Source organism: Pseudomonas sp. NY5710, assembly GCF_013305665.1.
Lineage (GTDB): Bacteria > Pseudomonadota > Gammaproteobacteria > Pseudomonadales > Pseudomonadaceae > Aquipseudomonas > Aquipseudomonas juntendi.
Genome location: NZ_CP045554.1, coordinates 3,472,370 through 3,487,597, shown reverse-complemented (window position 1 = coordinate 3,487,597; position 15,228 = coordinate 3,472,370). Strand labels below are relative to the sequence as shown.

General features: G+C 55.5%; 15 protein-coding genes and 3 pseudogenes. 1 reads left to right on the top strand and 17 read right to left on the bottom strand.

The features are described from left to right. Positions 1-94: 94 nt before the first annotated feature. Positions 95-610 (bottom strand): autoinducer binding domain-containing protein, encoded by a 516-nt coding sequence (locus GEV39_RS15900; protein ID WP_173890328.1) that lies wholly within the window; start codon positions 608-610, stop codon positions 95-97. 188 nt (positions 611-798) lie between these two features. Between GEV39_RS15900 and GEV39_RS26565 the strand changes: the two genes are divergently transcribed. Next, on the top strand, positions 799-1,044 hold the full coding sequence (locus tag GEV39_RS26565; protein WP_173890326.1) for a hypothetical protein: 246 nt from the start codon (positions 799-801) through the stop codon (positions 1,042-1,044). Positions 1,045-1,064: 20 nt separating this feature from the next. Here the strand turns inward: GEV39_RS26565 and GEV39_RS26125 are convergent. From GEV39_RS26125 to tssK, 16 genes and pseudogenes are all read right to left on the bottom strand, one after another. Further along, positions 1,065-1,384 (bottom strand): annotated as a pseudogene (locus GEV39_RS26125) (phage baseplate assembly protein V); the annotation flags it as partial. Next, a pseudogene (locus tag GEV39_RS15890) lies at positions 1,383-1,898 on the bottom strand (ParA family protein); the annotation flags it as partial. The pseudogenes GEV39_RS26125 and GEV39_RS15890, both read right to left, overlap by 2 nt. A gap of 11 nt (positions 1,899-1,909) precedes the next feature. Next, a pseudogene (locus GEV39_RS15885) lies at positions 1,910-2,128 on the bottom strand (AlpA family transcriptional regulator). 602 nt (positions 2,129-2,730) lie between these two features. After that, complete coding sequence (locus GEV39_RS15880; protein WP_173890324.1) at positions 2,731-3,120, bottom strand: SMI1/KNR4 family protein; 390 nt, start codon at positions 3,118-3,120, stop codon at positions 2,731-2,733. Further along, positions 3,117-4,241, bottom strand: a complete 1,125-nt coding sequence (locus GEV39_RS15875; protein WP_173890322.1) for a hypothetical protein — start codon at positions 4,239-4,241, stop codon at positions 3,117-3,119. Before GEV39_RS15875 ends, GEV39_RS15880 begins: the two co-directional genes overlap by 4 nt. A gap of 4 nt (positions 4,242-4,245) precedes the next feature. Beyond that, on the bottom strand, positions 4,246-4,602 hold the full coding sequence (locus GEV39_RS15870; RefSeq protein WP_173890320.1) for a DUF4150 domain-containing protein: 357 nt from the start codon (positions 4,600-4,602) through the stop codon (positions 4,246-4,248). A gap of 1 nt (position 4,603) precedes the next feature. Then, positions 4,604-5,959, bottom strand: coding sequence for a DUF2169 family type VI secretion system accessory protein (locus tag GEV39_RS15865; RefSeq protein WP_173890318.1), 1,356 nt, complete (start codon positions 5,957-5,959; stop codon positions 4,604-4,606). Between the two features lie 14 nt (positions 5,960-5,973). Further along, positions 5,974-6,255, bottom strand: a complete 282-nt coding sequence (locus tag GEV39_RS15860; protein ID WP_218581694.1) for a hypothetical protein — start codon at positions 6,253-6,255, stop codon at positions 5,974-5,976. A 177-nt stretch (positions 6,256-6,432) separates the two neighbouring features. Beyond that, positions 6,433-7,395, bottom strand: coding sequence for a hypothetical protein (locus tag GEV39_RS15855; RefSeq protein WP_173890317.1), 963 nt, complete (start codon positions 7,393-7,395; stop codon positions 6,433-6,435). Next, entirely contained in the window at positions 7,396-8,487 is a 1,092-nt protein-coding gene (locus GEV39_RS15850; RefSeq protein WP_173890315.1) for a hypothetical protein, read from the bottom strand. A 2-nt stretch (positions 8,488-8,489) separates the two neighbouring features. After that, on the bottom strand, positions 8,490-8,846 hold the full coding sequence (locus GEV39_RS15845) for a DUF4150 domain-containing protein (protein WP_173890313.1): 357 nt from the start codon (positions 8,844-8,846) through the stop codon (positions 8,490-8,492). Further along, entirely contained in the window at positions 8,846-10,207 is a 1,362-nt protein-coding gene (locus GEV39_RS15840) for a DUF2169 family type VI secretion system accessory protein (protein ID WP_173890311.1), read from the bottom strand. The genes GEV39_RS15845 and GEV39_RS15840 overlap by 1 nt, the downstream gene beginning before the upstream one ends. Before the next feature lie 14 nt (positions 10,208-10,221). Then, positions 10,222-12,264: a type VI secretion system Vgr family protein gene (locus tag GEV39_RS15835; RefSeq protein WP_173890309.1), complete on the bottom strand. Its 2,043-nt coding sequence runs from the start codon at positions 12,262-12,264 to the stop codon at positions 10,222-10,224. Positions 12,265-12,335: 71 nt separating this feature from the next. Further along, on the bottom strand, positions 12,336-12,860 hold the full coding sequence (locus GEV39_RS15830) for an Hcp family type VI secretion system effector (protein ID WP_173890308.1): 525 nt from the start codon (positions 12,858-12,860) through the stop codon (positions 12,336-12,338). A gap of 127 nt (positions 12,861-12,987) precedes the next feature. Beyond that, a complete protein-coding gene (icmH, locus tag GEV39_RS15825) occupies positions 12,988-13,851 on the bottom strand; it encodes a type IVB secretion system protein IcmH/DotU (RefSeq protein WP_173890306.1) in 864 nt (287 codons plus the stop codon). Position 13,852: 1 nt separating this feature from the next. Beyond that, the gene (gene tssK / locus GEV39_RS15820) at positions 13,853-15,190 is read right to left on the bottom strand and encodes a type VI secretion system baseplate subunit TssK (protein ID WP_173890304.1); all 1,338 of its coding nucleotides are present in this window, start codon (positions 15,188-15,190) and stop codon (positions 13,853-13,855) included. Between the last annotated feature and the right edge of the window lie 38 nt (positions 15,191-15,228).

The following is a 15,228-nucleotide window of genomic DNA, read 5'->3' as shown; positions in this document are numbered from 1 at the left end:
TTTACAGGTTTCGATTGAGGTCTGTAAATCATCGAAAATAGACGCTTCGGCGTCTTTTTTCGTTTCTGCCAGCCACGAAATTCCAAGTACATTTTCAATTATAGCGATTTCGTAGAGCTGGGTTAAAGGCCGGCCCATGTTCGCGTTCAGCCAGGCTTGCCTCCCGGGCGGCGGCCAGATGCAGGCGTTCACCCAGCCACATGACCCACGCGGCTTTTTCGTAATGCTCGGTGATCGACACGCTGACGTGAGGGCGCAGCAGCGTCAGGCTGCTGTGGGCGCTACCGTCGTGAAGCGGCTGGATCCAGCCGTGACGTAGGCCCAGTGCATAAGCCGTCGCCCATGAGCCTGGGGCAGACTGCAATGCGTTTTCGCTCCACATCACGGGCATGTTCGAGTATTGGCGAGTGTCTGGTCGCAAGTCCAGAGCTGCCTGGACCAATTGCGTGCCCTGTGGCGGGAGGTTGCCTGCGCTGAGTTGATGGGTCTGGCTGCTAAAGGTGAAGCTGTAGAAGGGGAACGCCAGTTCTGCAGCGAGGGTAGGTAGCTGTTCAAGCAGCGCCGGCAGGTCTTGCAGGCGCTGCCAGTCAGCCGCTGTTCGGTTAATCATCGCACCTCCGTTCAAGGCCGCCCCGACGTGATCTGGAGGTGTTGTATCCAGGACGAAACTAGCCGTACAACGAGTATGAGCGTTAAATCCTACTCAATTGGTCAACTGTAGCGCCACAGCCGCGATCAAGCAAAGCGCCAGAATGTTGAACAGGGGCACATAACGCTGAGATCGCGGAGAGGCGGTTTTTGCCTCGGAGTGATTTGATCGGTGCCAGCGGCTTCCTCCTGCAAGCGGATGAACTGGCTGCCTTTGTGGAAGACACGGCTCACGCGCCAATGATTCTGGGCCAATTGAAACGCTGGCTGTACAACGTTGCGGAGCGTGCGATCGAGCCATGTGTCATCGGGCGCAGGGCACGGCTGTTCATCGCTGTGCCCAAGGCCGCCAAGGTCAACGGCCAGGAGCTCTATGCGGCTACACTACCTACCTGAGCGCCTGCCTTATGCGTCGTTGGTCGCTGACTATGCCCTTCTGCCTGGAACTGGATTACGTCCTGGCCGATACGCGGGATGGCCACCGCTCCCCAATTGCCACCGGCCCAACCCTGGGATACCCGCACCCAGCAAGAGCTGAGTTTGTTGTTCGTTGCTTTCCCGGTCCTAGGGGAAGCTGACCATGACCCGGCCCCATTCATCGCAATAGATCTCATCACCAGGCGGCCCGAGGACGGTCGCCATGTGCGGGCCGTCCACACGGGGCTTTTCGAGCGGATGGGGGGCACCACTCGGTTTTGGCGGGAACAAGTTGGGCGGTTTGCTCATAGCGCCTGCCTTAATGGACGCCAGGTTCCTGAGCACTGCAGGGTGCCCCGGCTCAGTCCGCGGGCCGCGAGGATTTCCGGCGTAACCGGCGACAGCACCAGGTCGGACGCCAGAATCGCCATCTCCCGCAGTACGCTGCGTGCGCCCTGGGTGTCGATCAACAACAGGTCGTAGTGTGGCTGGAACAATGACAACAGGTTACGCAGTCGCAGGCGGCCGTCCGGTGCATGCAAAAGCAGGGTGTTCAACTGGCCTTGCGCATCATTCGACACCACCAGGTCCAAGCCCTCAATGGCGGTGCGGCAGATCAATTGCGAGCGGCTGGATTCGTTGTAGGCCAGCAGCTCGTAACACCCAGCCGGGGCCCGATGGGGTAGGGTGTAGTAGCTGGACAGGGTAGGCTGCACATCCAGGTCCAACAGCAGCACTCGCAACCCGGCATCGGCGGCCAAGCCGCCCAGGTTGGCAGCGGTGGTGGTCTTACCCACCCCGCCTTTGGTCGAGGCGATCGCGGTCACATGCATGACAGCGCCCCTCAGTCGCGTGGTGAAACACGGTCGATCAGCCAGCGCTCGACCTCCAGGGAGTCCCAGCCGACCGCACGCACACCGAGCTAGATGGGCTTGGGGAACTTTCCCTGGGCGATCAGTGCGTAGATGTGTGCACGCTTGAAGCCGGTTTTGCGCTCCACGTCGGGTCGGCGGAGGATGCGGTGTTCAGTGTCGAGCATCAAGGCCTGGATGGGCTGGGTCATCTTTGACTCTCCTGGGCGACCGTTGACGTCGATTGAGGATGTGCCCGCATTCAGCGCTTGCCGCAGCCACTGCGCAGCAAACAATGCGGAGCACGCACTCACCGGATAGATGACCGCGCCGCGCTCACAAGACGTTAAGCAGAAATCCCCTACGACTTATCCCGTTGTCTTCTGGCATCGATGCGCCGCTATCCAGCGACGAATGCCCTATCCAGCGCCCGCAGCCATATCGCGGCAAGACAAAAGGCGTTTGCCTGATGTTTGTGGGTATGGGTAACGTTCGCCTGTAGCGAGAATAGTTAGTCGGTTGTACCGCACATTATCTATCCGGTCACCTTTTTTTCCTAATGGCAATGTAAGTGTGTAGGGAGTATCAACTTGTCGTCATCGGGCGACAAGTTGAATGAGGAGTATTTCTCTACTCTGGCTTGTTACGCAGGCTAGTGATAATTCGGTTCCAGTACCGCACAGCCTCAAAGTGCTGCTGTCTCGTTAACCAGGTTTTGTTTTCAGGGTTTATCGGATCACCACCAACGATAGCGGGTTTAATCTCGAAGAGCTCCATGCCTTTAGGTCGTGAGTGCTTATTCTTGTCAATCATTTTAGTCCGCCAATTGAGCAAATAGATCGGGAAGGTCACTCGCTACCGAGATGGCATACTGACGATCCATTCCTATAAAGGGAATCCGAACTATCGGCAGTGCTGCATTCAATGTGTCAAATCCATAACCTTCCCCTCCGCCGTTAGAGGCGAACAAAAATATACCTGGCGCATAAGTCTCGACCTCATATTCGCGATTGAAGTCGACTACTTCTTCTGCCTTCCAGAAAATTATGTAATTGTCGCCAATGAATCCTTCGCCACCATCGTGCTTTCTAAGGAATTCAATATAACTCTCGGGTAGTGTCGCTGCCAAGTTTTTTGATAGATTGTCAATGGTCGAGATTTCAGCTGGACCATTGAGTTGTCCCTCTGTTAGGTCGTATTTCATGGTTTTTCTCCTAAGTCTTTCTGCAATTGATTCCACCAAGGAGTTACCTGCTGCCGATGAACATCCCGAGGTAGGATAACTTTATTGGCCGGGTCCGCTGGACTTCCACCAAATTTTACTGGATTTATTTCATGCACGTCCACAGGCTTACCTACGAGGCCTTGTTCTCGGCGGAGAGCTCTATTGGCCTTATTGGCAGCCTCTCTGGCGGAATTGTACTCCGCGCCCTCCAGTAATCTGAATGGCCCTTGCGGTACGGGGACGCCCGTTGGATAGCCTGTCCAATCTGAAATTGAAAAACTTCCGTCCGGTGTATCGTTAGAAAAACGAGGCGAGGCATCTTCAGCAGCACTGGTAGCAGTAGCTTTTGCACCATCCTTGCTATTGGATGCCACGCCATCTGCGCGTTTTATAGCATGCTCGGAGCCTTCCTTAGCTGTCTTTTCAGCGGCTTCCTTAGCGGATCGGTTTGCCATTTCATTGGCGGCCTTGGCCGACGCTTCCGCAGCCGCTTTCGTGCCATATCGTCCGACTTTGCCTGCCGTACCCACGTAACCCACGAACGGAATAGCTGAAAGCAATGACAAGGCTGCGCCCGCATAATCCCCCCGAGAAAGGCTGATGCCCGCGTTGGCAACATCGGCAAACTCACCTATCACTGGAATCAGGCCAACAATATCCAGCCCCAGCTGAAGGCCGTCCAGCATCTGCGCGCCCGTTATGCCTTCTTCCGGTGTCTGGATCTCCACGTCAGCATTTGAGTCATCAGCAGTTTTACCCATCGCGGGCGTTTCCCCGTTTACGCGCCCCAGCGTGTTGCCGTTGGGCGACGTGATGGCGCCACTGTTGCCTGCGAATGGGTAAAGTTCAGTGTAGGTCGGTATGTCCTGTAAGTCTGCCAGTTCTCTGTGAAACGCCTCCTGGCGCAACGCTTCGTATTCTTCCTCGTTGAGTTCTAGGGCTTTGCCCCACTCGTTGGCCCCATCGGCAAAGTCCACCAGCACTTTGCCGGCGCCATCAGTCTGCACAAACATCCTGTCTGGGCCGTTTGGCAGCTTACGTAGCGATACTTCCTGTACCTGGACATGCAGCGTGTCCAGTTGAATGGGTTGCTCACTCATGGCATCAACTTCCATTCATCCAGAACAGGTCCCCATGGCGAACCAAGTGACAGCCTTCCGCACGCACTGAACTGCTGTGCTCCAACGGGTGGCATTTGCCTTCGACGGTATCGCTCTTGACGCCTTTGGCTTGGCCAGCGGCGTCACCGATGGTCTTGGGAGTGAAACTGCGCTTGTAGACAACCACCGGATGGCCATTAGCACGCACGCTTTTCGCCACACCGGTGCTGGTATTCAGCTCTGCCGTGACCGGATAAGGCACGGGTGGAACGCTGCTGCCCATCGGTGTTTTGCAAACGTCTGGCGCGATGCTGATGACCGTCCATTTAGTCTGCTGCCGAGCCATTACGTTATCGGCCATATCAGACGTGCTCCCCGCTGCGGTGTGGGGCGCGCCGAATGATGGGAGCGTCGGGATTGGTTTCAAAACGCGCTTCGAGCACGCGAATATCAAGCGAATTGGACAGGCTGATGCGGTGCGTCATCGACAGGGTCATGGCATCGGTGTCAATGCGCAATGTGTCGGTGAGCATTGGCAGCGGCAGCATTCCGCCGTTGGTCATGCGCATGAGCACGAAGGGGCGGTGACCTGGGAGCTGGACTTCACAGTGCCCATCCTGGCTCAGGGATGGATCAATCAGGTTGAATAGGGCAACGCGTGCATCTGGTGTAGGAAAAGCAACTTGCTGGTCAGCCGGGGCTCCGTTCCAATAGCCAAAATCGAAGTCCTGTGGCAGTCCCGGCCAGTGGTTGTCTTCCCAACTTTCGTCATAAGTGCCAGCAAGTGCCAAGCGCGGTGCCCAGGCGCGACCAACGATGCCGAAGCCGGCCGGCCTGCAGCCATAAGAGGCCGCCACCTCCGCCATGGCAGTGGCATTTAGCGGGCCAGCTGGATGCTGCGAGCGCAACAGGCGCTCGATGGGGGCGTCCAAATGCTCGATCTGGGGCGCCGACAGGCTGGCGAGCTTTTCGCCGGTCTGCTCGTAATGCAGCTTTTCATGGCGATGCTCCAGCCAGCCACAGCCCAGCGGATTACTGAAGCACACTTCGTTGAGCAGGAGCTCCGAGGCGTTGGAGTTATGCCTATATTCGGGATTGGCGAACTGGCTGGTGCCTCCAAAAGCATGTTCCCAGCGCAGAGGAACGCGCGTGGCAAGTTCTGGATCGGTGAGATGCCAGCCGAAGAAGTTATGATGAAACTCTCGTGGACCGTTGAAACGCAGGGTCTTGTCCAGTAACACGATTGGCGTGAGCTGTTCTCTGTTGCGACGGCGAACTTCCAGCACTTCTGCCTGGTGCGCCTGCAATTCATCGGCGGTCAGATAAACATTCGGCGCGCGCTTCGGGGAGGGCGGATCAGGGATTACTTGTTTGGGACGGGTCGATGTAACACGGACACCGGCTTCCCACGAAGTTACAGGTTGTCCTGCCGGTGCATGCGAATGGCCGACGATGATGACATCGCAGCGTGGTTTGAATGGCGCCAGGTCGCTCTCTTCGAATACAGAACTGCTGCCGATTTCTGCATAGTAGGTATCGGCCATGCAAAGCGGCGCGGGTTCGTCATCAATGACGATGGCTCGGAGTTTGCCAGGACAGCCCTCAAACGGTTCAAGTCGATAACCGACCTTCATGGCTATGACAGGATGTTCCTGACCGTCGGGCGCGAGCGCACTGAAGCACATGACGTCAAAAGGCGTCAGGTTGCGAAAATCCATCTTGGGTTATCCCTTCAGTTGAGGTCGACATCCTTGCCGTTGATTTGCACAGGCCCTGTGGCACTGAAGTCAAAGTTGCTGCCATTGATCAGCACGGTTCCGTCGGACTTCATGACCAACGAGGCCTTTCCTACCGTGATGCTGAGTTCGTCGCCTGCTGTGATGTTGAAGCGGTTGCCAACGATTACGGACTTGTGGATGCCTACCTGTTCGCTTTGGCTAAGACCAACTGTCGTGTTCATTGCCGCACCGACACTGACCTGGTAGCCCGCGCCAATGGTCAATGCCTTGGTCAATGCGATGGTCTCGGTCTTATGTGGATAAAGCCTGCTTTTCAGGAGTGAGGTCGTGCTGTTAATCGGGCGCCTACAGTGAGTAATGTTGTAATGTGGTTTGGTATTGTGAAATTATGGTGGTATTTGTACGTACTGCCAGTGCATAGTGATGCCTCTGCACTGGCTTGAAAGATAAGGTTAGTTGTTGTCAATGTGATTAATCAACTTCCAGGTGGTTCCATCGTATCTAATTAATTTTTTAGATCCTAATGCCCAAAGTGTTCCATTCTTTGTCTCTATTGAGTCGATCTCAATGATTTTCTCGGGCAGATTGACCTTTAGTATTTTGCCATAACGCATGTTGTATAACCCGTCGCTTGCGCCAATGTAATATTCATTCTCAAGATTTGCTATAGAATAAAAGTCACAGTCAAGCGTCTTTCGGTAAATTGCTTGAAAGCCATTTATGGCGTTCCCTTTTAGAATGGTGCCATTTGATCCGGCAACCCAGACCTCGCTCTCCGACTGAATAAATATGCCGTACAGGCATGCCCTGGTTACGGGGGGGAGTATTGACCAACTGATTCCGTTGTAGTGAGCAATGAAACCTTCGCTTCCAACAATGTATATATCAGATTGGTGCAGTCCGTGAATATCAATCAAGTCTAAGGGAGTAGCGATGGCAGTGAGGGAGCTGGGGCTTTTGTCTCTGATTCCGGCATCAAAGCGCTCCCACTTTTCTTTTTGCCTCTTGTATACCTGCCCGGCATACCCGCATGCGTATAGCGCATCTCCTATATGTCTGATGCGAGTCATATAGCCTCGGCTCTCCTCTATGTGACCGAGGCCGGCACCTTTGATTTTTTCTATTCTGATTCCTGCGGAGCTATAGAGTTCGACATCACCCTGCTCGCTTAGCGAACAAACGTGCCGGGGAGTTGTGGGATTCGCAGGAACTAAACAGGTAGATATCACTGCCCAACCCGGTAGGTCGTGATGGAACCATTGATTGGAGGGTGTCGCACTATCGTCATAAATAAACATTCTTGTGAAAATTATGTCGCTGGCTAGATTGTCTAGCGTGCCAGTCATGTAATATATGGTTTCGCTTATCGCGGTCCCGGCCAGCATCGTGATGCTGGAATTGTTTGTTTTTTTCATTCAAAGTGGTCCTGTGCCTGAATTGGATTTTGAGCCAACTGACTCTACAGGAATGGTTTTAGTAATATGTCCATATGGGTCGGCTCTGCCTATGAAGTCAAGCTGCAATCCTTTGGATTGGTGATAGCCTCTAAGCTGCGCTAATAGGTTGGCTTCATTGCATTTTGTTACTCTGCTGACTGCTCTGGCGCCAATTTCTTCTAATATAAGCAGTGGGGCGGTACCCCTCGGTGAGTTGAGTAGACCCACAGCCTGTTCTTCCGGATCGTAAATTCGATGAATTCTACCATGCTCACCTGTCCGATCTTTGCCCTGAACGCATATCACTAACCCATCATTTTTGGAAATCCCACCAGGAATTCGCGTCCTTGAGCCTAATCGAAAAACACGGTCTGGGACGACATGGTGGCCGGTCAGGGGCGGGGGACATGTCGGTCTTCCTTTAATTTTATATGGGCGGAGTATGCAGCGCGGGTCTATAACACGCTTGCCTTTTCCTCCATCTCGTAACCTAGCCGTTATTTTGCTGAATTTTCCGCCAGTTTTTCCAATGAGTACTCCACCTTTAATGAGTCCCCCAGCAAACGGAATCATTGCTGCGGCAGATGCCATTGCTTCAGTGTAATTCCCCCGTCCTATGCTCATGGCAGCGTTAGTGCCCCCAGCAATTGTTCCGATCCCAGGGATAATGCTTAACAAGTCAAGACTCAGTTGTATATTGTTGAGTGTGTTGTCTTCAGAGTTGAGCTCAGGATCTAATTCTTCATCGATAGGGGGGTTGTAGTCGCTGTTTTTCTTGTTGGATAAGTCGACTAAGCCTATGACTCGACCTACAGTGTTTCCATTGGGGGTTGTTCCTATATGCTCATCTTTCGTTGTTCTCGGCGGTGCGTAGTCGGGCAATCCATATTCTGGGACGTCTGCGCGAAATTTTGTATATTCTTCGTAAGACAGGTGCTCTCTGGTTGTTAGTATTTTTCCGTTCCAGAATTGAACGACTACGGCATTACCTTCTTGATAGGTGGCGATACTGTGCGTATCGCTTATGTATTGTTGGAACTTACTGATTTTAATTTCTAAAGGTTCGTCCATGACTACGACCCATTCATCCAAAATAGATCATTGTGGCGGACGACCAATTTCCCCTCGGCGCGCACTGTGCTGCTCTTTTCTTGCGGATAACATTTGCCACCAACGGTATTGCTCACGATCCCTTTCGCCGCACCTGCCTGATCCCCCTCAGTTTTAGGTACGAAGCTCATGTCATATACGACAATTGGTTTGCCGTTGACACGCACGGATTTCGCTACGCCAGTTGCTATCTTCAGCTCAGCAGTGACGGGATAGGGAACAGGCGGGGTCGCGCCACCCATGGGAGTTTTACAAACATCGGGGGCGATGCTGACGACTCTCCAGTTTTCTTGTTTACGAGCAAGTATATTCTCTGCCATCAGCCTCTCACCCCTTCAGTTAGTTTTGTGGGGCGGGCGCGTTTTATGAGTGGGGCTGTGGGGTCGATCTCGAACCTGGCTTCCAGTGCACGGATAGGTTCGGTAGAGGGAAGACTGATTCGATGAGTCAACGACAAACTCATTTCGTCTGTGTCGATAACCAGGGTGTCTGTGAGTAAAGGAATGGGAATCAGCGCACCGTTGTGAAGCCGTGCCAGCAGAAATGGACGATGACCTGGTAATTCAATGACCAGACGACCGTTGTGGCCGTTTTCATGTGAGGTCAGGTTGAACAATTCGATCTGTACATCAGGCCTCAAGAAGGCTGTTTGCTGATCTTCAGGAGCACAGTTCCAATAGCCAAACTCAAAGTCGGCAGGGAGGCCAGGCCAGCGAGTGTCCCGCCATTCATCATCATAGGTGCCCGCGAGGGCAAGGCGTGGCGCCCAAGCGCGCCCGACTACTCCAAACCCTGCTGGCTGGTGAGTGAGCGCTCTGGATATCTCGGCCATCTCTTTAGCCGTGACATCACCATCGGGCTGATGGCTACTTGCAAGTTTGGTAATGGGGTCATTGATTTGTTCAATCTGAGGAGCCAGCAAGGCCTCTATCGGCTGCTCAATTGAGTTCGCGAACTCTAAGTGACGAGGGTCGACCCATCCCTGGCCCAGTGGATTGCTATAGCAAACCTGATTAATGATATGAGGCTCAGAGGCACGATCAGGAAATTGAGGGTTATGCAAAATGCTTGAACCGCCAAAAGCGTATTCCCATTGCAGTGGTACGCGCTCGGCAAGTTCTGCTTCAGTCACATGCCACCCTGTAAACAGGCCTGGCTTGAAGATCCGAGGCCCGGTGAAGCGGAGCCGCTTGTTCAACAAGATATTGCGAGTTGGGGCATTAGCGCGGCGCAGTGTTGCCTCCGCTTGTGCATCCCGCCATGCATATAACTGTTGCTCGGTGGGAGGTCCGTCAGCAGTGGACGATTTTGGTGATGCAATATTTATCTCTACTGGCGCCGCAGGTTCGCTCAAGCGAATACCAGCAGTCCACGAGCGCGCAGCTTCCATGCCTGGTGCATAGGCATGTCCATTGACAATAACATCACAGCGAGGTTTGAAAGGTGCTAAATCACTCTCTTCCTTGACGCTACTGCGCCCTTCCTCGCCATAGTATTTATCGGCTAGGCAAAGTGGAACAGGGTCATCATCGATTACTTCAGCGGAAAAGCTCCCTGGTTTCTTGGCAATGGGTTGTAGTCGATAGCCAACTTTCATCACAATCACTGGGTGCTCTATATCCAGTTTGCTGAGCGCACTGAAGCACATGACGTCAAACGGCGTCAGGTTGCGAAATTCCATCCTGGGTTACCCCTTCAGTTGAGATCGACATCCTTGCCGTTGATTTGCACAGGCCCTGTGGCACTGAAGTCAAAGTTGCTGCCGTTGATCAGCACGGTTCCGTCGGACTTCATGACCAACGACGCTTTGCCAACCGTGATGCTGAGTTCGTCGCCTGCTGTGATGTTAAAGCGGTTGCCAACGATCACGGACTTGTGAATGCCTACCTGTTCGCTTTGGCTAAGACCAACTGTCGTGTTCATTGCGGCACCGATACTGACCTGGTAGCCCGCGCCAATGGTCAATGCCTTGGCCAATGCGATGATCTCGGTCTTGTTGGCACCGATGGTCACGCTACGGTTGGCGCCAATGCTGATGGTTTCGTTCTTGCCAACGTCTTCGGTGCGGTGGTCGCCGATGGAGATGGTTTCGTTATGGTCCACCCGCTCGCTGCGGTCATTGCCGACGAAGGTGGTTTCGTTGTGTTTGACGACGTTGTTCTGGTCCCTCTCCGCATGGATAAACACTTCCTGTCGACCCAGCTCGTCCTCAAAACGCAGCTCGTTGAAGCCATCACCCTTGTGGGTCTGGCTCTTGATGGTCATGCGGGTTTTGTGGTCGGGCAGGTCGTAGGGCGGCAGCTGGTTACCGCAATAGGTGCGCCCGGTGATCATCGGCTGGTCGGGGTCGCCGTTGACGTACTGGATGACCACGTCCTGCCCGATGCGCGGGATGGCCATCGAGCCCCAACTGCCACCTGCCCACCCTTGGGATACACGCACCCAGCAGGAGCTGAACTCGTCGTTGTTGCTCTCCCGGTCCCAGGGGAAGCTGACCTTGACCCGGCCCCATTCGTCGCAGTAGATCTCCTCGCCCGCAGGGCCGACCACGGTTGCCATGTGCGGGCCGTCCACGCGGGGTTTTTCGAGCGGAGCAGGGCGCCATTCGGTTCTGCCGGGTACCAGCTGGGCGGTTTGCTCATAGCGCGTGCTTTGATCGACGCCGGCTGCTTCTTCCTGGAGGCTGGTGAACTGGCTGCCCTTGTGAACCACGCTGTTCACACGCCAATGCACATTTAGGTCGTCGCGAGTGTGGCCTGTGAGTGTGAAGCTCAGGCCAGGCTGCAGCCTGACGTCATCGCCCTGCACCTGCGCGATGCGCACATCATGGCGCAGGGCGGTGATACGGTTTTCGGTGAACGGCTTGCCCACGGCATCGCGCTTGTAGCGGCCGGGGTAGTCGAAGCGCTCGTAGTCGCTGGACTGGTGTTCCAGGAAAGCGCCTGAAGCACGGTGTTCCTGGCGATACGCCGGGTTGGTGAAGGTGTAGTCGCGCTGGACCTGTCGCGAGGTTCTGACGTGCTCGCTGTAACGCAAGCGCCACAGGCAAGGCCTTGCCTGATCGCCGCCACTGTCGGACTGATACAGCACGGTGTCGGGGTCGATAACGTCTTCGCCGTCGAAGAACCCTTCGTCACCGTTGTCGGTCTTGAGCGCCCCATGGCTGATCAGCCCCAGGGATAGCAGCTGATCCGTGATGATCAGCTTATGCAGGGTTTCACTGTGCTCGAAGCGATAGACGAAGCCTTCTTCAGCCGCCAGGCGGGCGATGAAGGCAAGGTCAGTCTCGCCCGCTTGTACACAGAACTCGCGCACTTGGTGATCCATGCCCGAGCGAAGCTCGTATTGATCGATGCCCTGACGCTTGAGCATCAGCTCAAGAATCTGCGGGACGGTCTTTTGCTGAAAGATCCGCCAGTTTGAGCGAAGCCCGGCGCGCGCCAGGATGGGCTCTACCAAGGCGTGATAGTAGGTACGGTAGAAGCCGCTTTCGCCCTGGCTGAATCGGCTGACCAAGCCGTGCACGTAACGCACCGGTCGATCTATATCCCAAATAGTGAGCAGCACCGGTTTGTCGAGCAGGTGGCCGAAGTCGATATCGTTTTCGAAGCTGATCAATGTCAGCTCCAGTTCGAAAAGCGTGCTGATCCCCTCCCTGAGTTCAAATGACACCACTTCAAATTCAGCTTTGCCAACCAGAGGTTGGAAGCTGTAACGCAAATCAGATTGGTAGGACATGGGCATTCTAATCCGCAGTTCGAAGTTCTAAAAACCGGGCAGTATTACTGCCCGGCTTTCGCCTATTCAGGTCAAGCGGCGGACTCAATGGGTTTGCGCCAGTCGTCAATAGCCGACGTCCCGGCTACTTTGTGCTCCCAACTGATCTTGCGGTAACTGATCGATACCTCGATGAGCTGCGTGTAATTAGCGTTATCCGGATTCTGTGCATGCGGCAGCACGGAGTTAATGTCTACGATGACGCCGTCAACCAACTCGGTAGTGAAAAAGTGCTCCTGCTTTCCCTCACTCGATGTGCGATACCAACGAATGGTGGTTATTGGTAAAACCTCGCCCGTTACTAGTGCTTGATACAGCAACGGGACCGCCTTGTTCAGTGCGCATGTGAATTTGAACGGTTTGTGAACGCGCTGCCCGGCAGGCTGCCCACTTTGAGGGTCTGTCGGCACGGTTACTCTGTGATTTATTTCTTGAGCTAGAATTTCGTTCTCGTGGCCCTCCACGTAGACGTTTCCGACTGAGTCTGGTGTGAACGCTTTGGCAGTGATAAGGCCTTGAGTGGTGCCTTCAATTACGATGTAAGCGGGTGTTGGCATGGCAGTTTTCTCCTGCGTCCATGTGGAAAAGCACGCGCACAAGCGGCTGCGTGGCCATCGGAATCGATGGGCTTTTTCAACGGGGCAAATGCCCCATCAATTCATTGAATTCGCGTGTGCTGCTTGTTTACTGCTGCAAGATGCCGTTGAGTGACTGCAGCACCTCATGGGTGATCAGGTGCAGGCGGTAGCTGTAGATGCCGTAGGCCGTGGCCATCGCAAGGGCTGAAAGCACCAGAGGGCCCCACCAAGGCCATTGCCGGTTCATGCGGAAGTTTCGCGGGGCAACGTTGGTGTAAGGGTCGCAGACCGTTGTCGGGGTAGGCCCACGCAGCTCCCGGATGATTGCGTGGAGTTGGTGAATGAGGGTATTCAACGTTTCGTCGCCCTTAGGGGCGAGGGCATACTTGCCTTTAAGCCCCAGGCACAGAATGAAGTACATGAACTCCAGCACGTCCTGGTACCGCTGGGGTTCTTGCATCAGGCGCGAGATCACGGTGAAGATCTTTTCGCCGCCAAAGGTTTCGCTGTGGTAGATGCTGAGCAGGGGCTCCTGGCTCCAGAGGCTTGCCTGGCCCCACGGCCTTTCCATCACGGCTTCATCGATGAACAGGCACAGGCCATAGGAATACGCCAAAAGTGGCGTGGTCTCGTAGCCATGCTGACGCAGCTCTTGCTGGATATTTTCGATCTGGTTGCGCACCTGCCGGTGCACCTGTTCGAGGTTGGGCAGTGTATCGAGCGTGCGGATGCGCATGACCAAGCCGAGCAAAGGGGCGGCGGCGTCCAGCATCACGTTGCTGTAGCCGCCTCGCAGTTGGAAATCCGGATCGGCTGGGTAGCCTTCACCCGCCGGATCGGGTTCTGCCGTGGGTGTCGAGCATCCTGCACCCTTGGTGGCTGCAGTTTTTTCAAGCATCCAGCGCAGCTGCTCAGCTTTCATAGGTGCGCGGCCATCACCTGGTTGGTCGTTCGCGTTGTTCGCGTGCATTTCACTCGCTCCTGATCGCCCAGAACTGCAATTCGAGCCCCGGGAATTCCCCGGCGATATGAATCCCGAAACCGCTGGCCGTGTTCATGCAGGCCCAGGCCGGGTCGCGGCGGTCGAGCCCGAAATAGCTGAAGCCTGCATGGAAGGGCAGCTCGCGCGGCGCGACCGGCAGCGGCTGTAGCGCAATACCGGGCAGTTGCTTGTGCACCAGGTCATTCAAGGTTTCCAGGGACGTGACCTTGGCCTTCTGCATGAACAGTTGGCGCAAGGTCGGCGGCGGCATGTCTGCACGCACGGCAAGGATGAAGTCCGCGTCATCGATCAGGCGGCGGTCTTCGAGCGTCGTCGTCATTACCCCGTAGTCCAGCGCGTTAAGGGGTAGAGAGACCGCCCGCGGTTGCAGGACCGTACCCAGGGCGCGGCGCAACGTGTCCTGCAGGGGTTTGAACGACGCACGCAATGCGCTGTGCTGGTAGGCGGGGTACTCAGCAGGCAGCCGGCTTTCGTCGGTGAAGGTCACGAACTCGCCGCAGGCCTGGCTCATGTGCAGGTACAGCTGCTCAGGGTGTGTCTGCCCCTGCCTGGCCAGGTGCTGGAAGCACGGCCACCAGCGGTTCATGGCTTGCAACAGGTTGAAGTCGCGGATATCGGCGATGCCGGATTGGCCAGCAGCACCGATTCGGCTGGCCAGGTTGCGTGAGCGCTCGCGCAGGGTGTTGGTGATTTCTTCGAGGTAACGCTGCAGTGCGGGCACAGCCCGTACCGAGACGCTGGTTGGGTAGAACCCTTCGTCGAGTTGCAGGCTGCCATCGGCTCGCCGCTCCAGAATACGTGCCAGTGCCAGGCGGGTGTAGGCGCTGCTGTCGTCAGCCTTGCGCTTGAGTTGCAGGTTGGGCACTGCCAGATCGACCTGGGCCAAGTCGCCATCGGCGCTGTGGGTGTCCTTGATTTCCTGGGGCTGGGCGCTGTAGCGGAAATTGGCGGCGTTGTCGGGCCAACTCACCTCTCGACCGCCCTCGGTGCGCAGCGGCAGGCACAGGTAAACCTCGCTGTCCTTTGCGCCGTCGTCGTCGATTTCCAGCGGCGGCGGCGGCGGCAGGTCTGCCGGGATGTCGAACACCGTACCGTCCGGCATGATGCCGCGGGCGCGGGTGATCGCGACCTTGCCCAGGCTCAGGTATTCCTCGTTCAGTTGCAGCTCGCTGAAGCCATAAAAGGCCGCGTTCAGGCTGGCAAAACGTTGGTGCTGGGCTGCTTCAGCGGCGCGGGTAGCTTGCTGGAAATGCTGCGGTTTGACGAACAGGCCTTCAGGCCACAGGACGGGATTACGTGAACTCATGAGCGCTCCGTGTCAGCGTGAGTGAGCGAGAAGGGCAG